Origin of the sequence: Azospirillum himalayense (genome assembly GCF_042657465.1) — a bacterium.
Lineage (GTDB): Bacteria > Pseudomonadota > Alphaproteobacteria > Azospirillales > Azospirillaceae > Azospirillum > Azospirillum himalayense.
In genome coordinates, this window is sequence record NZ_JBHSLC010000007.1 from 35,666 (window position 1) to 56,016 (window position 20,351).

Annotated in this window: 16 protein-coding genes and 1 tRNA gene; 9 read left to right on the forward strand and 8 right to left on the reverse strand. The window is 68.9% G+C overall.

From position 1 onward, the window contains the following. Positions 1 to 53 precede the first annotated feature (53 nt). Positions 54 to 1,343, reverse strand: a complete 1,290-nt coding sequence (purD, locus tag ACFPMG_RS05110; RefSeq protein ID WP_376994126.1) for a phosphoribosylamine--glycine ligase — start codon at positions 1,341 to 1,343, stop codon at positions 54 to 56. A gap of 75 nt (positions 1,344 to 1,418) precedes the next feature. On the opposite strand from purD, the gene xseA reads away from it, so the two are divergent. Beyond that, a complete protein-coding gene (gene xseA, locus ACFPMG_RS05115) occupies positions 1,419 to 3,029 on the forward strand; it encodes an exodeoxyribonuclease VII large subunit (protein ID WP_376994127.1) in 1,611 nt (536 codons plus the stop codon). A gap of 148 nt (positions 3,030 to 3,177) precedes the next feature. On the opposite strand, the gene pyrC is transcribed toward xseA, so the two are convergent. Beyond that, positions 3,178 to 4,233 (reverse strand): dihydroorotase, encoded by a 1,056-nt coding sequence (gene pyrC / locus ACFPMG_RS05120; RefSeq protein ID WP_137102447.1) that lies wholly within the window; start codon positions 4,231 to 4,233, stop codon positions 3,178 to 3,180. A gap of 155 nt (positions 4,234 to 4,388) precedes the next feature. Between pyrC and hisS the strand changes: the two genes are divergently transcribed. The 3 genes from hisS to ACFPMG_RS05135 all read left to right on the forward strand — a co-directional run bounded on the left by hisS (position 4,389) and on the right by ACFPMG_RS05135 (position 10,934). Next, positions 4,389 to 5,738 carry a histidine--tRNA ligase gene (gene hisS, locus ACFPMG_RS05125; RefSeq protein ID WP_376994128.1) on the forward strand — a complete coding sequence of 450 codons (1,350 nt, stop codon included), beginning with the start codon at positions 4,389 to 4,391 and terminating at the stop codon, positions 5,736 to 5,738. 25 nt (positions 5,739 to 5,763) lie between these two features. Next, positions 5,764 to 7,689, forward strand: coding sequence for a tetratricopeptide repeat protein (locus ACFPMG_RS05130; RefSeq protein ID WP_376994129.1), 1,926 nt, complete (start codon positions 5,764 to 5,766; stop codon positions 7,687 to 7,689). A gap of 218 nt (positions 7,690 to 7,907) precedes the next feature. Continuing rightward, positions 7,908 to 10,934 (forward strand): transglycosylase domain-containing protein, encoded by a 3,027-nt coding sequence (locus tag ACFPMG_RS05135; protein ID WP_376994130.1) that lies wholly within the window; start codon positions 7,908 to 7,910, stop codon positions 10,932 to 10,934. 100 nt (positions 10,935 to 11,034) lie between these two features. Here the strand turns inward: ACFPMG_RS05135 and ACFPMG_RS05140 are convergent, their stop codons facing one another. From ACFPMG_RS05140 to ACFPMG_RS05150, 3 genes are all read right to left on the reverse strand, one after another. Then, positions 11,035 to 11,292, reverse strand: a complete 258-nt coding sequence (locus ACFPMG_RS05140; RefSeq protein ID WP_376994132.1) for a hypothetical protein — start codon at positions 11,290 to 11,292, stop codon at positions 11,035 to 11,037. A 166-nt stretch (positions 11,293 to 11,458) separates the two neighbouring features. Then, positions 11,459 to 11,935, reverse strand: a complete 477-nt coding sequence (gene bfr, locus ACFPMG_RS05145; protein ID WP_038529301.1) for a bacterioferritin — start codon at positions 11,933 to 11,935, stop codon at positions 11,459 to 11,461. Between the two features lie 413 nt (positions 11,936 to 12,348). Beyond that, positions 12,349 to 12,432, reverse strand: a tRNA-Leu gene (locus ACFPMG_RS05150). A gap of 187 nt (positions 12,433 to 12,619) precedes the next feature. Here ACFPMG_RS05150 and ACFPMG_RS05155 point away from each other — a divergent pair. Next, the gene (locus ACFPMG_RS05155; protein ID WP_376994321.1) at positions 12,620 to 12,787 is read left to right on the forward strand and encodes a hypothetical protein; all 168 of its coding nucleotides are present in this window, start codon (positions 12,620 to 12,622) and stop codon (positions 12,785 to 12,787) included. Positions 12,788 to 12,835: 48 nt separating this feature from the next. On the opposite strand, the gene ACFPMG_RS05160 is transcribed toward ACFPMG_RS05155, so the two are convergent. Beyond that, positions 12,836 to 13,081, reverse strand: coding sequence for a hypothetical protein (locus ACFPMG_RS05160; protein WP_145625590.1), 246 nt, complete (start codon positions 13,079 to 13,081; stop codon positions 12,836 to 12,838). A gap of 100 nt (positions 13,082 to 13,181) precedes the next feature. Beyond that, positions 13,182 to 13,964 (reverse strand): competence/damage-inducible protein A, encoded by a 783-nt coding sequence (locus tag ACFPMG_RS05165; RefSeq protein ID WP_376994133.1) that lies wholly within the window; start codon positions 13,962 to 13,964, stop codon positions 13,182 to 13,184. A gap of 91 nt (positions 13,965 to 14,055) precedes the next feature. Between ACFPMG_RS05165 and sfsA the strand changes: the two genes are divergently transcribed. The 4 genes from sfsA (at position 14,056) to ACFPMG_RS05185 (ending at position 17,078) form a co-directional block, all read left to right on the forward strand. Then, positions 14,056 to 14,799 (forward strand): DNA/RNA nuclease SfsA, encoded by a 744-nt coding sequence (gene sfsA / locus ACFPMG_RS05170; protein WP_376994134.1) that lies wholly within the window; start codon positions 14,056 to 14,058, stop codon positions 14,797 to 14,799. 71 nt (positions 14,800 to 14,870) lie between these two features. Beyond that, positions 14,871 to 15,704 carry a type I methionyl aminopeptidase gene (gene map / locus ACFPMG_RS05175; protein ID WP_376994136.1) on the forward strand — a complete coding sequence of 278 codons (834 nt, stop codon included), beginning with the start codon at positions 14,871 to 14,873 and terminating at the stop codon, positions 15,702 to 15,704. A gap of 72 nt (positions 15,705 to 15,776) precedes the next feature. Next, on the forward strand, positions 15,777 to 16,568 hold the full coding sequence (gene radC / locus ACFPMG_RS05180) for a RadC family protein (RefSeq protein WP_376994137.1): 792 nt from the start codon (positions 15,777 to 15,779) through the stop codon (positions 16,566 to 16,568). A gap of 84 nt (positions 16,569 to 16,652) precedes the next feature. Next, positions 16,653 to 17,078, forward strand: a complete 426-nt coding sequence (locus ACFPMG_RS05185; RefSeq protein WP_376994138.1) for a tellurite resistance TerB family protein — start codon at positions 16,653 to 16,655, stop codon at positions 17,076 to 17,078. Positions 17,079 to 17,100: 22 nt separating this feature from the next. On the opposite strand, the gene ACFPMG_RS05190 is transcribed toward ACFPMG_RS05185, so the two are convergent. After that, positions 17,101 to 20,343: a bifunctional diguanylate cyclase/phosphodiesterase gene (locus tag ACFPMG_RS05190; protein WP_376994139.1), complete on the reverse strand. Its 3,243-nt coding sequence runs from the start codon at positions 20,341 to 20,343 to the stop codon at positions 17,101 to 17,103. Positions 20,344 to 20,351: the final 8 nt, after the last annotated feature.

Below are 20,351 nucleotides of genomic sequence, written 5' to 3' on the forward strand. Positions count from 1 at the left end.
GCAGTTGGAGCGCCGTCGCAATGCCCCCATTATAGCGTCAAAGCGGGGCGCCGTCAGCGCCCCACCGCCCGCCAGCCGATGTCGCGGCGGCAGAAGCCGTCCGGCCAATCCAGCGCGTCGACACCCTGATAGGCGCGCTTCTGCGCCTCGGCCACGGTCGGTGCCTTGGCGGTCACGCCCAGGACGCGCCCGCCGGTGGACAGCACCCGGCCACCGTCCGCCAGCTTCGTGCCGGCGTGGAAGACGGTCACGCCCTCCACCGCGTTGGCGGCGTCGAAGCCCTTGATCTCCGTGTTCTTCACGTAGTCGCCGGGGTAGCCGTTCGCCGCCATGACGACGCAGAGCGCCGTCTCGTCGTGCCAGCGCAGGTCGATGTTTTTCAACTGGCCGTCCGCCGCCGCGATCAGCGCGGCCAGAGCGTCGGACTTCAGGCGCATCATCAGCGTCTGGCATTCCGGGTCGCCGAAGCGCACGTTGAACTCCAGCGTCTTCGGCACCGGCTTGCCGTCGGCGTCCTTGCCGATCATCAGGCCGGCGAACAGCACGCCCTTGAAGGGGCGCCCCTCCGCCGCCATGCCCTTGACCGTCGGTTCGACGATCTCGCGCATCACGCGGGCCTGGAGGTCCGGGGTCAGCGCCGGGGCCGGGGAATAGGCGCCCATGCCGCCGGTGTTCGGGCCGGTATCGCCGTCGCCCACCGCCTTGTGGTCCTGGGCCGAGGCCAGCGGCAGCGCCGATTCGCCGTCGCACAGCGCGAAGAAGCTGACCTCTTCGCCGTCCAGGAACTCCTCGACCACCACCTCGGCCCCGGCGGCGCCGAAGCGGCCCTCGACCAGAGCCTCGTCGATGGCGGCGAAGGCCTCCTCCTCGGTGCGGGCGACGGTCACGCCCTTGCCGGCGGCCAGACCGTCGGCCTTGACCACGATGGGGGCGCCGTTCTTCCGCACGAAGTCCTTGGCGGCCTCGACGTCCTTGAAGCGGCCATAGGCGGCGGTCGGCACGCCGTACTTGGCCAGGATGTCCTTCATGAAGCCCTTGGAGCCCTCAAGCTCCGCCGCCGCGGCGCTGGGGCCGAAGGCCTTGATGCCGAGGGCGGTCAGCTTGTCGACGAGGCCGAGCACCAGCGGCCCTTCCGGCCCGACGACCACGAAGTCGATGGCCTTGTCCTGGGCGAAGCGGACCAGGGCGTCCACGTCCTCCGCGCCGATGGGAACGCATTCGGCCACGTCCGCGATGCCGGCGTTGCCCGGCGCGCAGTAGAGCGTGTCGCACAGCGGCGAGTTCTGAATGGCCCAGCACAGCGCATGCTCGCGCCCACCCGACCCGACCACCAGGACTTTCATGGCACCTCGTCCTTCCACGCTTGTTGCCGACACCGCGCCTTGTATCATGGTGCCGCCATGACTCAAGACCTTGATATGACCTCTCCGCTGATCGCCCCCGAGCCGCGCCCCGGCTCGAACCTGCCGGAATTCTCGGTGGGCGACCTCGCCCGGCGCCTGAAGCGCAGCATCGAGGAGGAGTTCGGCTTCGTCCGCGTGCGCGGTGAGATCTCCCAACCCAAGCGCCACAGCTCCGGCCACTGCTACCTCCGCCTGAAGGACGACACGGCGGTGATCGAGGCGGTGTGCTGGCGCGGCACCGCCTCGAAGCTGGCCGTCCAGCCGGCGGAGGGGCTGGAGGTCATCGTCACCGGGCGCATGACGACCTACCCCGGACGCTCGCAATACCAGCTCATCATCGAGTCGATGGAGCTGGCCGGCGAGGGCGCCCTGCTGAAGATGCTGGAGGAGCGCAAGAAGCGCCTCGCGGCGGAGGGCCTGTTCGACGCGGATCGCAAGAAGCCCATCCCCTTCCTGCCCGACGTGATCGGAGTCGTCACCTCCCCCACCGGGGCGGTCATCCGCGACATCCTGCACCGGCTGCACGACCGCTTCCCGCGCCGGGTCCTGCTCTGGCCGGTCGCCGTGCAGGGGGAGCGGGCGGCGGCGGAGGTCACCGCGGCAATCGACGGCTTCAACCGCATCGCCCCCGGCGGCCCGGTGCCGCGCCCGGACCTGCTGATCGTGGCGCGCGGCGGCGGCTCGCTGGAGGACCTGATGGCCTTCAACGAGGAGAACGTCGTCCGCGCGGCGGCGGCCAGCCGCATCCCGCTGATCTCGGCGGTCGGGCACGAGACCGACACCACCCTGATCGACTTCGCCTCCGACCGCCGCGCCCCCACCCCCACGGCGGCGGCGGAGATGGCGGTGCCGGTGCGGGCGGAGCTGCTGGCCCAGGTGCTGGACGACGAGCGGCGCATGGTCGGCGCCGCCACCCGCCTGCTGGCCGAGCGGCGGACGCGGGTGGAGGGGCTGGCCCGCGGCCTCGGCGACCCGCGCGCCCTGCTGGAAAGCCACGCCCAGCGGCTGGACGACCGGGCGGAGCGGCTGGCGCTGGCCGCCGCCGCCCTGCTCGACCGCCGCCGCACCCGCCTGAACGAGCTGGGCGCCGCGCTGCGCCACCCGCGCGAGAAGCTGGCGGAGGCCGGGCAGCGGCTGGCCTCGGAATCCCGCGCGCTCGACGGCGCGCTGCGCCACGCCGTCGTCGCGGCGCGTGGGCAGTTTGAGCGGGTGAGCGGGCGGCTGACGCTCGGCCCGATCCGGGTGAAGTTCGGCGACGGCAGCCGGCGGCTGTCCGACCTGACGCCGCGCCTGGGCCGCAGTTACGGCAAGGCGGTGGAGGAGCGCGCGGCGAAGCTCACGGCGGTGGGGCAGCTTCTGGAAAGCTATTCCTACAAGGGCGTCCTGGAGCGCGGCTTCGCCCTGGTGCAGTCCGGCGACGGCCGGCCGCTGACCAGCGCCGCCCAGGCCACGCCGGGTCTGTCCGTGTCGCTGGTCTTCGCCGACGGCCAAGCTGCCGCGACGGTGGACGGCGGGCCGCGGGTGGATGCACCGCCCACCGCGCCGGAGCCGAAGGCCAAGGCGGCCAAGGCCAAGCCAGAGCCAAAGAAGCCGCAGCGCCCGCCGGTTCAGGGGAGTCTTTTCTGAGGAGGGTGACCCTGCCCCCACCCTAACCCTCCCCCGCTATCGCAGGGGAGGGAACGGACACCGCTTCGCAGAAGGCACCCTCCCCTGCGATAGCGGGGGAGGGTCGGGGTGGGGGCAACCGCAGCAGCAACGCCCGCGCCGCAGCCCCTCAGGCCGCGCCGGCAAAGGTCCAGCGCGTCGTCTCGCCGCTGCGGAAGGGCAGCACGGCCTCGCCGTCCGCGGTCAGCACGATGTCCGGCGCCGTGGACGGCGTGCGCTCCAGCACCACCTTGTCCTCGTTGGCCGGCAGCCCGTAGAAGCGCGGGCCATTCAGGCTGGCGAAGGCCTCCAGCTTGTCCAGCGCCCCCGCCTCGTCGAAGGCCTCGGCGTAGAGTTCCATGGCGTTGGCGGCGGTGAAGCAGCCGGCGCAGCCGCAGGCGCTCTCCTTCGCGGTCACCGTGTGCGGGGCGGTGTCGGTGCCCAGGAAGAACGGCCCCTCGCCCGAGGTCGCCGCCTCGACCAGCGCCACGCGGTGAGTCTCGCGCTTGGCAATGGGCAGGCAGTAGAGGTGCGGGCGGATGCCGCCGGCGAACAGATGGCTGCGGTTGATCAGCAGGTGATGCGCCGTGATGGTCGCGCCGACCCGGCCCGAGGCGGCGTGCTCGCGCACGAAGGCCACGGCCTCCGCGGTGGTCGCGTGCTCCAGAACCACGCGCAGCGCCGCGTAGCGCTCCAGCAGCGGGCCCAGGGTGCGCTCCAGGAACACCGCCTCGCGGTCGAAGATGTCCACATGGGCGTCGGTCACCTCGCCGTGGATCAGCAGCGGCATGCCGATCTCCGCCATGCGCTCCAGCACCGGCGCGATCTTGCCGAGGTCGGTCACGCCGTGGGCGCTGTTGGTGGTGGCGTTGGCCGGGTAGAGCTTGGCGGCGGCGAACACGCCGTCCTCGAAGCCCTGGGCCAGATCGTCGGCGTCGGTGCCGTCGGTCAGATAGGCGGTCATCAGCGGCGTGAAGGCGTGGCCCTCCGGCAGGGCGGCCAGGATGCGCTCCCGGTAGGCCACGGCGTCGGCCGTGCGGGTCACCGGCGGCTTCAGGTTCGGCATGATGATGGCACGGCCGAACTGGTGGGCGGTGAAGGGCAGCACCGCCTTCAGCATGGCGCCGTCGCGCAGGTGCACATGCCAGTCGTCGGGACGGCGGAGGACGAGACGGTCGGTGGGCATGGCGGCTCCGGGCGCGGAAGGAAGTTTGCCGGAGTTCTAGCCCCTTACGGCCCCCCACTCAACGGTATCCGGCCACTGCAATGGTGACGGGACCGGCGAAAGCCGCTAGAACCCTAGCCGAATCCCTAGGGACATTCGAAGCCGGACCCGCGCCGATGAGCCTGATCACCCCCCGCACCCCGCCCGGAACGATGGAGCTGCTGCCGCGCCAGCAGGTGGCCTTCCAGCGTCTGCTCGACACCATCCGCCGCGGCTACGAGCGGTTCGGCTTCGTGCCGGTGGAAACCCCGGTGTTCGAGACGGTGGACACCCTGCTGACCAAGTCCGGCGGCGAGACCGAGAAGCAGGTCTATTTCGTGCAGTCCACCGGCGCCCTCCAGCAGGGGAACAAGCCGGACATCGCGCTGCGCTTCGACCTGACGGTGCCACTCGCCCGCTACGTGGCCGAGCATGAGCGCGACCTCGCCTTCCCCTTCCGCCGCTACCAGATCCAGCGCGTCTACCGCGGGGAACGGGCGCAGCGCGGGCGCTTCCGCGAATTCTACCAGTGCGACATCGACGTGATCGGCAAGGACAGCCTGTCCGCCCATTACGACGCGGAGATCCCGGCGGTCATCTACCACGTCTTCAGCGAGCTGGACTTCGGCGGCTTCACCATCAACGTGAACAACCGCAAGGTCCTGCTCGGCCTGCTCGACGGGCTGGGCGTGGACGACGCGGAGAAGCGCGTCCTGGTCCTGCGCGAGATCGACAAGCTGGACAAGATCGGCCGCGACAAGGTGCGCGACAGCCTGACCGGCCTCGGCATGGCCGCCGACGCCGCGGAAAAGATCCTGTCCCTGATCGACGCCAAGGGCACGAACGAGGAAACGCTCGCCGCGCTGGGCGCGCTGGGCATCGAGAACGAGACCTTCCGCCAGGGTGTTTCGGAGCTGACCACCGTCATCCAGGGGCTGAAGGCCCTCCAGGTGCCGGACGGCGTGGTGCGCATCAACCTCGCCATCGCGCGCGGGCTGGATTACTACACCGGGACGGTCTACGAGACCTTCCTGAACGACCATCCGGGAATCGGCAGCGTGTGCTCCGGCGGGCGCTACGACAACCTTGCCAGCCACTATACCAAATCGAAGCTGCCGGGTGTGGGCATCTCCATCGGCGCGACGCGGCTGTTCTACCAGCTGATGGAAGCCGGCATCATCAAGGACGGCGGCGCCACCGCCCAGGTCCTGGTGACGCAGATGGACCCGGCCCTGTCCGCCGACTATTACGGCCTCGCGACGGCGCTGCGGGCGGCGGGCATCAACACGGAAATCCAGCTCGACGGCGGCAAGCTCGCCAAGCAGATGAAATACGCCGACAAGGCGGGGATCCCGCTGGTCGTCCTGATGGGCTCCGACGAGAAGGCCCGCGGCACGGCGACGCTGAAGCATCTGGTGAAGGGCGAGCAGGTCGAAGTCCCGCTGGCCGACCTCGCCGCCAAGGCGAAGGAACTGCTGGGGGCATAGCTCTCCATCACAGAAGGCCCCGCCCATGGCCACCGTCGCCGAAGCCCTGAACCTCGCGCTCGACCATCATCTGTCCGGGCGGCTGGAGGAGGCGCGGCTGCTCTACGGCCGCATCCTGGAAGTGGACCCGGACAACCCCCACGCCCTGCATTTCGCCGGGCTGCTGGCGGCCCAGACCGGCGCGGTGGCGGACGGGGTGGCGATGATCGGCAAGGCGGCGGCCCGGCTGCCGCTCGCCGCCGACATCCACGGCAACCTCGGCAAGGCGCTGATGGCGTTGGGCACGCCGGACGGGGCGGCGCAGGCCGCCGCCGCCTTCCGCAACCTCCTGGCCCTGCAACCCGATGGCGCCGGTGACTGGTTCGCCCTGGGCGGCGCCCTGATCGAGACCGGTGACGGTCCTGCCGCCCACCGCGCCCTGACCCGCGCCCTGACGGCCAGCGTCGCCACCGACAGCGAGCCGCTGGCCGAAGCCTTCGAGCGGGCGGGCATGCTGCTCTACGCCGCGGCCGACTGGACGGGCGCCACCGAGGCCTTTCGCAAGGCGCGCACCCTCGCCCCGCAGCGCGCCGAGGCCCACCGCAAGCTTGGCGCCGCCCTGGCTCAGACGGGCGACCCGGAAGGCGCCGTCGAGGCCCTGGACGAGGCGCTGCGGCTCGATCCCACCTTGGCCGACGCGCAGACCAACCTTGTCCATCTCCTGGTCACGCTGGGCCGCTTCGACGACGCGGAGCGCGCCGGGAGGCGGGCGGTGGCGCTGGACCCCGGCAACGCCGACGCCTATGGCAACCAAGTCCCGCTGCTGGAGCAGACCGTCCGCGTCGCGGAGGCGCTGCGCCAGTGCGGACGGGCCATGCGCATCGCCCCGCAGCGGGCCGCCTTCCACCGCAACCGCCTGTCCCTTCTGCTGCACGAGGGCCGCCGCGACGAAGCCGTCGCCGCCGGACGGGAGGCCATCCGCCTCGCCCCCGCCGACGCCGAGGCCCATCTGGCGCTCGCCGTCGCCCTGCTCGCCTCCGGCCAATTGCGCGAGGGATGGGAGGAGTTCGAATGGCGCTGGGAGACCCGGCAACTCGACCCCGTGCACCGCGCCTTCCCCCAGCCGCAATGGACGGGAGGGGAGGATGTGGCGGGCCGGACCATCCTGCTCTACGCCGAACAGGGGCTGGGCGACACCCTGCAGTTCGTCCGCTACGCGCCGCTTCTGGCCGGGCGGGGGGCGCGGGTGATCGTCGGCTGCTCCCCCGCGCTGGTCCGGTTGATGGAGCGGGTGGACGGCGTGTCGGGCGCCGTCGCCTGGGGCGGGGAGCTTCCCGCCTTCGACCTGCACATCCCGATGATGAGCCTGCCACGCGCCTTCGCGACCGACCTGGACAGCATCCCGGCCGCAGTGCCCTATCTGCGCGCCGACCCCGCCGATGTCGCAGCGTGGTGGGAACGGCTGCCGGCGGACGGACGTGCGCGAGTCGGACTGGTCTGGGCAGGATCGCCGCGCACCGTGCGCGGGGTGGCCAGCCCGATCGACCGGCGGCGCAGCCTGCCGCTGGCCGCCCTGGCCCCCCTGGCCGATGTGGCGGGGGTGCGCTTCGTCAGCCTCCAGATGGGGCCGGGCGCGGCGCAGCTTGCCGAAGCCCCGGCGGGGATGGACATCGCGGATCCCGTGGCCGGCGTCCGCGACTTCGCCGACACGGCGGCGCTGGCCGAGACGCTGGACCTCGTCATCACGGTGGACACCTCGGTCTGTCACCTTGCGGGCGGGCTGGGACGGCCGACCTGGACGCTGTCGCGCGCCGACGCCTGCTGGCGCTGGCTGGGCAACCGGGAGGCGAATCCCTGGTACCCGACCATGCGGGTGTTCGGCCAGGACCGTTCCGGCGACTGGTCCGGCGTCGTCGCCCGCCTGCGCGCGGCGTTAACGGATTTCGTGGCGATGCACGGTCACGTTTCTTAACCACACAACCACTGGGAGCATTCGTGGCGCCGCCGCAACGGTCAGCTACGAATTTGAGTTACGCCGATTTCGGGGCAGACTCGCACACCCGAAGGGTCAGGGATTACACCGGTTGTTAACCAAGGCACCTCTACATTCCGGTCCTGTCGCTCGGCCATTTTACCGAGCATTTTAACCAATTCGCGGGTCTTGCCCCGCGGTCATGGCTGGAGCCGGACATGACACGGTTGTGGGTGCGACGCGCGATCTGGGGTGTGACGCTGGCGGCGACGCTGGGCGGCGGCGCCCTCCTGGCGCAGGAGGAGATGCGCACGTCGCGATTGCAGGCCCGCCTGCTCGCCGGCTACGCCAAGGACATGACCTACACGCTGCGCGAGGGGCCGAACCCCGCCGCGCGCCACCCTACCCAGGGCCCCTACAACGAGCGGATGGGCTATGTCGGGCTCCCCGGCTATCTGCGCTCGCTGACCTCGGACATGTACGCGGTGGAGATGCAGGCGCATCTGTCGCCGACGTTCGACCAGTTCATGGCCGCCGGCGGCTTCCCGATCTACCACGAGAAGACGCGCGCCGGCCTGACCCTGCTGGACCGCAACGGCACCGCTCTGTTCTCCGCCCGCTACCCGGAGCGGGTCTTCGCCAAATTCGAGGACGTGCCGCCTCTGGTCGCCGCCACGTTGCTGTTCATCGAGAACCGCGAGTTGCTGAACGAGGACGAGCCGCGCCACAACCCCGCCGTGGAGTGGGACCGCTTCGCCGGCGCCGTGGCGATGCTGCCGGTGCAGTGGGTGAAGCCCGGCCAGCGCTCGCCTGGGGGCTCGACCCTGGCGACCCAGATCGAGAAGTACCGCCACTCTCCCGACGGCCAGACCAGCGGCGCCACGGAGAAGCTGCGCCAGATGATCTCGGCCAGCACGCGCGCCTATCTGGACGGCGAGGACACCGGCGCCCACCGCCGGCGCATCCTGATCGACTATCTGAACTCCACCCCGCTGACCGGGCGCCCCGGCTTCGGCGAGGTGAACGGGCTGGGCGACGGGTTGTGGGCCTGGTTCGGCACCGACCTCGCCATCGCCGAGAAGGTGCTGTCGGAGGAGCCCGCCGACGCCCGCGCCCTGCAGTTGAAGGCGCTGGCCTACAAGCAGGTGCTGAGTCTTCTGCTCGCCCAGCGCCGCCCTTCCCACTACCTGATCCAGGACCGTCCGGCGCTGGAGCGGCTGGCCGACAGCCACCTGCGCGTGCTGCACAAGGCGGGCGTGATCGACACCGCGCTGCGCGACGCCGCACTCGGCCTGACGCTGAAGTTCCGCGAGGACCCGCCGCAGGCCCAAACCGCCAATTTCGTGGAGCAGAAGGCGCCCAACGCCATCCGCGCCCGGCTTCTCTCCATGCTCGGCGTGTCCAGCCTCTACCAGCTCGACCGCATCGACCTGACCGCCGAGTCGACGCTCGACGCTCCGGCGCAGCAGCGCGTGGTCGAGGTGCTGGCGAAGCTGGGCGACCCGGCCTTCGCCGCGCAGATGGGGCTGACCGGCGAACGGCTGCTCGACACCAAGGGCAGCGACCTGTCCAAGATCATCTACTCGGTCACGCTCTATGAACGCGGGCCGGACGCCAACTACCTGCGCGTCCAGGCCGACAACCTCGACCAGCCGCTGGACATCAACGAGGGCGCCAAGCTCGACCTCGGCTCCACGGCGAAGCTGCGCACGCTGGCGACCTATCTGGAGATCGTGGCGGAGTTGCACACCCGCTACGCCCACCTGCCCAAGGACTTCCTCGCTGACGTTGAGGAGGAGGCGTCCGACAACCTGACGCGCTGGGCGGCGAACTGGCTGGCGGCCTCCGGCAACCGCGGATTGAGCGCCATGCTCGACGCCGCCATGGAGCGCCGCTACTCGGCGAACCCCGGCGAGGCCTTCTTCACCGGCGGCGGGCTGCACAGCTTCGTGAACTTCAACGCCAAGGACAACGGCAGCATCCTGACCGTGACCGAGTCGCTGCGCAATTCGGTCAACCTGCCCTTCATCCGCATGATGCGCGACGTCGTGCAGTTTTATCTGTCCGAAGGCGGCGACGACAGCACCGACATCCTGCACAACCCCGACCACCCTGCCCGCCAAGCCTATCTCGCCCGCTTCGCCGACAAGGAAGGCAGCGACTTCCTGAACCGCTTCTACAACAGCTACCGGAAGCACACGCCGGACGCGATGCTGAACATGCTGGCCAGCCGGTCGCGGCCGATGCCGCACCGCCTGTCGGTGATCTTCCGCACCGTGCGCCCGCAGGCCGGGGTGAAGGAGTTCGGCACCTTCCTGCGCGCCCGCCTGCCCGACGCCAAGCTGGACGACGGCGACATCGCGGCGCTCTACGGCAAGTACGGGCCGGACAAGTTCCCGCTGAACGACCTCGGCTATCTGGCGCGCGTCCATCCGCTGGAGCTGTGGCTGGTCTCCTACCTGCAGAAGCGCCCCGACGCCAAGCGGCAGGAGGTGCTGGAGGCCAGCGTGCAGGAGCGCCAGGAAAGTTATCGCTGGCTGTTCAAGAAGGGGCAGTCGGCCCAGAACACCCGCATCCGCATCGGGCTGGAGGAAGAGGCCTTCCAGCGCATCACCGAGCAGTGGCGCAAGCTGGGCTATCCGTTCGAAACGCTCGTCCCGTCCTTCGCCACGGCCATCGGCAGCTCCGCCGACCGCCCGGCGGCCCTGGCCGAGCTGGTCGGCATCATCCAGAACGACGGCGTGCGCCAGCCGACGGTCCGCGTGCGCAAGCTGCACTTCGCCGCCGGCACGCCCTACGAGGCCGTCGTCGGCCTGGGCGAGTTGCGCGGCCAGCGCGTGATGAAGGCGGAGGTCGCGGCCACCCTGCGCAAGGCGCTGATGGACGTGGCGCAGAACGGCACGGCCAAGCGGGTCTGGGGCTCCTTCAAGGACTCCTCGGGCGCGGTCATCCCGATCGGCGGCAAGACCGGCACGGGCGACCACCGGCTGGACCGCTACGGCCCCGGTGGGCACCTGATCGAGTCGCGGGCGGTGAACCGGACGGCGACCTTCGCCTTCTACATCGGCGACCGCTTCTTCGGCACCATGACCGCCTTCGTCCATGGGCCGGAAGCCGACAACTACCGCTTCACCAGCGCCCTGCCCGCCCAGCTGCTGAAGAGCATCGCCCCGGCGCTGCAGCCCCTCATCGACCCCGGCGTGACCAAGACGGCCGACACCGGCAAGCCGCAAACGGGGCTGTGACCGGCGGGCCTATGGCCCACATCCGGAACTGGAAAGGCCCGCCCCGGTAAGCCGGAGCGGGCCTTTTTCATGAACCGAACCGAAGACGGCCGGGCGCGCCTTACGCCAGGGCGGGCTCCTGCGCGGTGGAAGCGGCAGCCGGCAGGGAGGCCAGCAGCAATTCCAGCTCCGCCGCCGCGACGTTCAGCGGCAGGCCGGGACGGTACCCGCGCAGCGTCTCCAGCGCCCGGTCGAAGGCGCTTTCATGATCGCCCTGATCCAGGTCGCTCTCATCCAGCGCCGCCAGATAGGCGTGCGCGACGGCGGCGGTCTCCTCCGGCGTCAGGTCGTCAACCTGCAAGGACGTGATGGGGAGCATGATGGCGGTTCCCGTACAAACAGAAGCGGAAACCGGCAAGCTACAAGAACATGGTTAACAAGGCGTTGCCGATCCCACCCCGCCGCCCCGCGCAAAAGAGGGAGGTGTCGGGAGGCGCAGCTTCCAGCCGCGCCCCTCCGATCGGCCCTGAAGGACTCCGAGCGGCTTAGCTCTCGCCGTAGATCTGCTCCTGCTGGTAGGCGACGATGCCCACGCGCTGGATCAGGTCGAGCTGCGTCTCGATCCAGTCGATGTGCTCTTCGGTGTCGTCGAGCAGTTCGGTGAGCTGCGCGCGGGTCTCGTAGTCGCGGACCTGCTCGCACAGGGTGATGGCATCGATCAGGTCGGTGCGGGCCTTGTGCTCCACCTTCAGATCGTTGCCGAGCATTTCCGGAACGTCTTCACCGATCATCAGCTTGCCCAGATCCTGAAGGTTGGGAAGGCCTTCCAGGAACAGGATGCGCTCGATCATCTTGTCGGCGTGCTTCATCTCGTCAATGGATTCTACGTAGATCTTGTGCGCAATGCGCTTCAGGCCCCAGTTCTTCAACATGCGGGCATGCAGGAAGTACTGGTTGATCGCCGTCAGCTCGTTGGTCAGGATCTTGTTCAAATGGGTGATGACCTGCGGATCGCCCTTCACGTCCTGCCTCCATGCGGTTTGTCTGTTGAATCGCGACGTTTCTGGAATGACCATGCCCCATTTGTGGAGCCTTGGCAACCGGCTGAACGGCAGTCAACGAAACAAATTCTCATTCCTTCACCAGATCACTCATCGCAATTGCGAGTGAATATCAAAAACGATTCTGGGTCGACTGGAAAATTAGCTCAACGACACCAGAACAATCCGGCCAAATTTGACAATTCCATTTCACCAAGCCGAGCACACGAAACATCTTTTCTTGAAAATCTGGAAGCTTTGGGCGCCGCTTCTGCAAATAGTTATGGAGGGAAGAAAGACACGCGGGAGCCCGGCACAGGCCGGGCGTCGGCCCACCACCAGTGCAGCCAACGCTCATGAGCGTGAGACTTTCAACATCGTCGTTGTTGGATTTGTGGTGCGGGCGGCGGGACTCGAACCCGCATGCCGTTGGCGAAGGATTTTAAGTCCTTTGCGTCTACCGATTCCGCCACGCCCGCGCACCGTCGCGGACCGGCCTGGAGAACGGGTTGCCCCCGCCCGCCGGAGTTGCATATCATTGTATGCAGCCCACCGTTCCGCTGGATTGACTTAGACAATCGGCGGGCGTTTGGTCAAGGATTGAGCGCGTTTCGGTTCCCGAACACGCAAAAATCCCCGCAACCCTGGCGTTCAAGGGAGGTGAGTTTGGATTCGATCAACTGGCTGGGCGTCGTAAGCGTGCTGATGGTCGCTGCCCTGGTCGTCCCGGCGGCCTTGCGGCGCAACCGCAACACCTGGCTGCCCTACGCGGCGGTCTGGGTCGCCGCCATCGTGGCGCTGGTCTGGGCGTACGACAGCTTCGGGCCGTTCTGAACGGCCCAGGCCCGGCCGGGCTTCATCCAAACGGGTGTCCGGCGTCGGTCAGGGCCGCGTGTCCTCGTTCAGGGTCATGATGCCGATGCCCATCGCCACGCTGCCGAAGGTGAGGATGAGGCTGGCATACAGCATGATCGCGGCAATAATGCCATGATCGCTGTTTCCCATCAGAGTCGCCAGATTGGCGACGTCAAGAACCAAAAGCCCCGTCGCCAGAACAACAGCCCCGGCCACGCCGGATGCCAGATGCTTCAGCAAGAACAGGATGGCCGCTTTTTCGAAGGGTTTCATGGCACGACTTTTCATGAACGACACTTCACATCCCTCAACATAGAATTACCCAGGCCGGCGACAATATGACCAAGGATGGCTTGGCGTCGTAGGGACCTCCCTAGCCTTTGGTCCCCACCGTGACGTTCGGCGTACCGCCCAAGCGCAGGACGATGCCCGCCAGTTCCTCCGTGGCCGCCACCAAGCGGGTCTCGTCGGTGCCGCGCAGCACGAGGCTGACGCCGAAGAAGCCGTTGCGGAAATAGGGATAGCTGCCGATTTCCAAATCCTGATAGCGATCCTGCAGGGCGCCGAGGTCGGCGGCGATCTGGCCCTCGGCCAGTTCGCAGGCCACCGTGCGGGCGTGCAGGTCCGGCCCGCCCTCCAGCTGCGGCAGGACGCCGTCGAGCATCGCCTGCATGATGTTGGGCACCCCCGCCATGACGAAGACGTTGCCGATGCGGAAGCCCGGCGCGGCGCTGATCGGGTTGTCGATCAGCGACGCCCCCGCCGGGATGTTGGCCATGCGCAGCCGTGCCTCGTTCAGCTTCGACGGGTCGCCGTAATGGCGCTCCAGCCGGGCCACCGCCTCGGCGTTGCGCTCCAGCGGCACCCCGAAGGCCTTGGCGACGCAGGCCGAGGTGATGTCGTCGTGGGTCGGCCCGATGCCGCCCGTGGTGAAGACGTAGCCGTAGCGGCCGCGCAGGGCGTCCAGCGCCGCGACGATCTCCTCCTCCACGTCCGGGACGACGCGGGCCTCGCGCAGGCGGACGCCGATGCCGGCCAGCTTCTCCGCGATGTGCGGCAGGTTGGCGTCCTTGGTGCGGCCCGACAGGATCTCGTTGCCGATGACGAGGACGGCGGCGGTCGGGTTCGGCGTGGCGGAGGAGGCGGGCGAGGACATGCGGAGTCGGCTCCGTTCTCGGTTGATGCGGTGATGGCGGGACCGGCGGGCTTGCCGGACGGCGGGGGCGCGCTTTAACCTAGGGCCCAAGATGCGCTTCCCCACCCCCCTCCTGCAAGGCCGCCTCGTCCGCCGCTACAAGCGGTTCCTCGCCGACGTGGACCTCGACGGTGCCTTGGTCACCGCCCATGTGCCGAACTCGGGCAGCATGATCGGGGTGGACGCCCCCGGCTCCGTCGTCTGGCTGTCGCGGTCGGACAACCCCAAGCGCAAGCTCGCCCACACGCTGGAACTGGTCGAGGCGCTGGACGATCCGGACGCCCCCTGCCTCGTCGGCGTCAACACGTCGCATCCCAACGGGCTGGTCGCCGCCGCCATCGCCGCCGGCACCATTCCGGAGCTGGCCGGCTACGCCCGGCTGCGCCGCGAGGTGAAGTACGGGCGCAATTCCCGCATCGACATCCTGCTGGAGGACGAGGCCCGGCCGCCGGCCTATGTCGAGGTCAAGAACGTGCATCTGCGCCGCCCTACGCAGGGGGACGGGCGGGCCGCGGAGTTCCCGGACTGCGTGACCGCCCGCGGCGCCAAGCATCTGGTGGAGATGGCCGGGATGGTCCGCCAGGGCGCGCGGGCGGTCATGGTCTATCTTGTGCAGCGTGCCGACTGCGCCTACTTCCGAGTCGCCGCCGACATCGACCCCGCCTATGCCGCCGGATTGCGCCTCGCGCTCGAATCGGGGGTGGAAGCCGTGTGCTGGTCCTGTAGGATCACCCCGCAGGTGATCGAACTGGAACGGCCTTTACCGATCCTGCATGGGCCGATCCGTACGGATTGACCGCGATACGTGTTCACCGCCGGGCCTGCCGGCGCGTTTTCCTGGGACCTGATCTGTAGGGGACGATTCTCTTGGACCACGACGACCTCGATTCCCATCGCATCCGGATTCATGGGCCGGAGGATTTCGAGGGCATGCGCAAGGCCGGACGGCTGGCCGCGGCCACGCTCGATTTCATCACGCCCTACGTCCAGCCGGGCGTCACCACCGGCGAGCTGGACCGGCTGCTGGAACAGCACATCCGCGACCATGGCGGCGTCCCGGCCCCGCTCGGCTACCGCGGCTTCCCGAAGGCCAACTGCATCTCCGTCAACCATGTGGTCTGCCACGGCATCCCCGGCGACAAGCGGCTGCAGAACGGCGACATCCTGAACATCGACGTCACCCCGATCCTGGACGGCTGGTACGGCGACAGCAGCCGCATGTATCTGTGCGGCGACGTCGGCGTGAAGGCGAAGAAGCTGGTGGACGTCACCTACGACGCGCTGATGGTCGGCATCGCGCAGGTGAAGCCGGGCGCCACGCTGGGCGACATCGGCCACGCCATCCAGACCTTCGCGGAAGGCCATCGCTATTCGGTCGTCCGCGACTTCTGCGGCCACGGGCTGGGCCGTGTCTTCCACGAGCCGCCGTCGGTCCTGCATTTCGGCAACCCCGGCACCGGCGCCGTCCTGCGCGAAGGCATGATCTTCACCATCGAGCCGATGATCAACGCCGGCCGCTACGACGTGAAGATCCTCGGCGACGGCTGGACCGCGGTGACCAAGGACAAGTCGCTGTCCGCCCAGTTCGAGCATTCGATCGGCGTGACCAAGGACGGCTGCGAGATCTTCACCCTGTCCCCCGCCGGCTTCCACAAGCCCCCCTACGCCGTCCCGGCCGAGGAAGCGACCGCCGCCGTATGATATTCCCGCGGCTGTGATTTTCGCGCGGAAGAGGTATAGTCCCGACGCACACATTCGTATGGTGGCGTCGGGATGGCGGAACGGAAGAACGCGAAGCGGTCGGGGGATGCGGAGGAGGCTGAAGGGCTTCCCGGGCTGGAGCCGCCCCCTGACGTCTCCGTGGAGGAGGCCCATCACGAGGCCCACCACAAGGGCCATCGCCAGCGTCTCTACAGCCGCTTTCTCGACGGCGGGCCGGACGCGCTGCAGGATTACGAGCTGCTGGAGATGATCCTCTTCGCGGTGAACCCGCGCCGCGACGTGAAGCCGTTGGCCAAGGCGCTGATCCGCGATTTCGGCGACCTCTGGAGCGTCGTCAACGCCCCGCCGCCCCGCCTGCGCGGCTATTGCGTGGGGGAGGTCTCGCTGGCCTCCGACAAGGCCGTCGCGACGCTGCGGGCGGTCGGGGCGGCGGCGCTGCGCGGAATGCGGCAGCGGGTGATGGACCGGCCCGTGCTGGCCAACTGGCAGTCGCTGCTCGACTACTGCACCGCCGCCATGGCGCACCAGCCGATGGAGCAGTTCCGCCTGCTCTTCCTCGACCGCAAGAACAAGCTGATCGCCGACGAGGTGCAGCAGACCGGCACGGTCGACCACACCCCGGTCTACCCGCGCGAGGTGGTGCGGCGCGCGCTGGAGCTGTCGGCCAGCGCCATCATCCTGGTGCACAACCACCCGTCCGGCGACCCTACCCCCAGCCGGGCCGACGTGGAGATGACCAAGGAGATCCTGCGCGCCGCCCACAGCCTCGGCATCGCCGTCCACGATCACGTCATCGTCGGCAAGGGCAAGCATGTCAGCTTCAAAGCCCAAGGGTTGCTGTAGCCGCAACCCTGTCCTGCAGGCCCATCTTGTCGCCCGGGCCGGCGCCCCCATATGTGCGGCGTTCGTGACCACAGAGGTAACACCATGGGCCTTTTCGACATGTTCAAGGGATCGGCGCCGCTGGATCTCACCCCCCGCCGGACGCTGGTCGTCTCGCTGATCTACTGCATGGGATCGGACGGGGAGCTGGACCCGGAGGAGGTCGGCCATCTGCTGTCCGTGATGGGCCGCAGCGCCACGCGGGAGGAGCTGGACCGCTGCTTCAAATACGCGCGCAGCACCCCGCCCGACGCCTTCCTGGCCGCCGCCACGCCGAATCTGAGCGAGCAGCAGCGCCTGTGCATCCTGCTGAACATGATCGACAGCGCCATGGCCGACGGCCAGGCCGAACAGGGCGAGCGTGACCTGATCGCGCGCTTCCAGCAGGCCTTCGGCCTCGACGACGCCAAGCTCGGCCCTTATTTCCAGGCGCTGGTCGCCAAGAACGACCGCAGCGTGCTGGGCGCGTAAGAGCCCTCTCAGGCATCGCCCGTCAGCCGACCGCCTCCGGAGTGGCGGCGTGACGGGCGATGAAGGCCACGAAATCGTCGTAGGGCATGGGGCGGCCCAGCAGGTAGCCCTGGATCTGGTCGCAGCCCAGCCGGGCGAGCCCGCCGAACTGCTCCTCCGTCTCCACCCCCTCGGCCAGGGTCTGCATGCGCAGCGAGCGCGCCATGCCGATGATCGCCTCGGCGATGGCTCCGCCGTCGGACCCGTCGGTCAGCCCGGTCACGAAGGAGCGGTCGATCTTCAACTTGTCGACGCGGAAGCGCTTCAGATAGCTGAGGCTGGAGTAGCCGGTGCCGAAATCGTCGATGGCCAGCGCCACCCCCATCTCGCGCAGCCGGGCGAAGGTGCCGCTCACCATATCGGACTCGTCCATCAGGACGCTTTCCGTCACCTCCAGCTCCAGGCAGCGGGCCGGCACCTTGTAGGCGTCCAGCCAGAAGGCCACGCGGTCGGCCAGACCGGGACGGCGAAGCTGCACCGCCGATAGATTGATGGCGATGAGCAGCGGATGGCCGCGGGCGAGCAGGTCGGCGGCGCGGCGGCAGGCCTCGCCCAGCACCCAGTCGCCGATCGGCTGGATCAGGCCGGTGTCCTCGGCCACCGGGATGAACTGGCCGGGCGGGATCATCGTGCCGTCGCGGCGGCGCCAGCGCAGCAGGCCCTCCGCCCCCACCAGACGACGGCCGTCCACCGCGAACTGCGGCTGGAAATGCAGCTCCAGCTCGTTGTCGGCCAGGGCGTGGCGCAGGTTGCTCTCCAGCCACATCCGCTCCGACGCCCGCTTGTTCAGCTCCGGCGTGAAGAACTGGTGATTGGCGCGCCCTGCCTCCTTGGCGGCGTACATCGCCATGTCCGCGCATTTCAGAAGCGCGTCGATGGATTGCGCGTCGTCAGGGTACAGCGCGATGCCGATGGACGGGGAGATCTGCAGCTCGTGCCCGTCCACCGGGAAGGATTCGGTCATCGCCCGCAACACCTTTCGGGCCACCGAGCAGGCCGCGTCGGGGCCGTCCAGGTCGTTGAGGAGGATGACGAACTCGTCGCCGCCCTGGCGGCTGACGGTGTCGCTGGCCCGCACCGTCTCCAGCAGCCGTGCCCCCACCGCGCGCAGCAGCCGGTCGCCGACGCCGTGCCCCAGGCTGTCGTTGATCGTCTTGAAGCGGTCCAGATCGACGAACAGCAGCCCCACCTTGGTGCCGTGCCGGTCGGCGGCGAGCATCGCGCGTTCCAGCCGGTCGCGCAGCAGGAAACGGTTGGGCAGGTCGGTCAGGAAATCATACTGCGCCAGATGCCGGATGCGCTCCTCCTGGGCGCGCTTCTCGGTGATGTCGGAGAAGGCGGCGATGTAGTTGACGGCCTCCCCCGCCTCGTTGCGCACCATCTGGATGCTCAGCCACTCCGGATAGACCTCGCCGGACTTGCGCTTGTTCCAGATCTCCCCGGACCAGTGGCCCTCCTCCTTCAGCTTCACCCACATCCCGGCGTAGAAGGCACCGTCCTGACGGCCCGAGGCGAGCATGGCCGGATCGCCGCCGATCACCTCCTCGCGGCTGTAGCCGGTGATGCGGCAGAAGGCGTCGTTGACCGCGACGATGCGGTTCCTCTCGTTGGTGACGACCATGCCCTCGGCGGCGTTGTCGAACACCTTGGCGGACAGCCGCAGCTCCCACTCCGCGCGCTTGCGCTCCGTGATGTCGCGGGCGATCGCGCAGTAGTAGGCGTCGCCTTCGTAAGTGACGCGGCTGGCCGTCACCTCCAGCTCCAGCACCCGCCCGTCGCGCGTGTGGTAGAGCGTCTCGTAATGGGCCGATGCCTCGGTCGCCGCGTCGCGGAAGCGTTCCAGCAGGTCGGCGTGGGTGCCGGCCAGCCCGGCCAGCGGGGCGCCCAGCGCGGCGCAGCCGAAGGGGTTGACGTAGGCGATGCGCAGTTCCGAGTCCGCCAGCACGACGATCTCGGACACATGGTCGACGAAGAAGTTGGCGAGGTAGAGCTGCCGCGCCCGCTCGCGCAGCATGCTGTCGCTCTCCCGCATGTTGGACTGGTAGCCACGGACGATGCGGCGGACCCAGCCGGTGACCAGCCAGGACACCCCGGCCGACGCGCCCAGCGCCAGCGCCAGCACCGCCACCGTGGTCAGGATGCGCTTCTTCATGCCGGCGCTGATCTCGACCCGCCGCTGCGCCAGCACGGCGTCGATGTCGTCCGTATAGAAACCGGCGACCAGCACCCACCCCCAGACGTCCGGCGCCGTGGCGTAGGACAGTTTCGGCGCCGGACGCCCGGTGACCGGATGCACCCAGTCGAATCGCAGCTCCCCACCGCCCGACAGCCCGGCCTCAAGCAGGCGGGTGACCAGAGCCCGCTCGGTTTCCCAGGGCAGGTCGCGCGCGTTCATCCCCTCCGCCGCCGGGGAGGTCGGGGAGAGCAGCACCCCGCCATCCTCCCGCAGAACGGCGATGAAGCCTGAATCCCCGAAGCGCCGGGCGCGCAGCCGTTCCAGAGTCTCGTGCTGGAGCTTCTCCTCCACCGCCCCGACATAGTCGCCGGTGCCGATCAGCCAGTTGAACGGTTCGAACCGGCGGACATAGGCGAACTTGTCGGACATGCTGTGCGGGTTGCCCGGCGCGTACCAGCGGTAGCGGGTGAAGCCCTGCATCTCCGGATCGTCCGCGGCACGGATCAGGTTGCGCATGATCGGGCGCCCCTGGTCGTCCCGGTTGTCGAGCAGCGAGCTGCCTTCCCGCTGCGGGTCGGTGGGCAGCAGCACGCAGGTGCCCTGCATGTCGTCGATGAAGTAGTAGCCGCGCCCGCCGAAGAAGCGCAGGGGCCGCAGGGTTTCCTTGATCGACTGCCGGATCGACACCTCCGGCAGATACTCCTTCTCGCGCTCGTAGATGGTCCAGGCGATGCCGTAGGCCTCGTCCACCTTGGCGCGCAGCTCGGCGCGCAGCAGCGGTTCGGTGCGCGACCGCATGTAGGCGAGGTAGGAGCGCGCGTTCTCCAGTTCCTCCTGCAGGGTCCGGCGCTGCTCCTCCCGGTAGCGGGCCTCGGTCTGCTTCAGGTCGGCTTCGAAATCCATCCGGTGCTGCCAGATGAAATACGCGCCCAAGCCCAGCACCACCGCCGCGACCAGGAACAGGGAAGCCAGGAACTGGAGACGGTAAAGGCGCCTCTCGTCCGAAGTCCGGGACGGCTCGCGCATCAACTCGGCGATCGGATCGGACAACGAAAGCC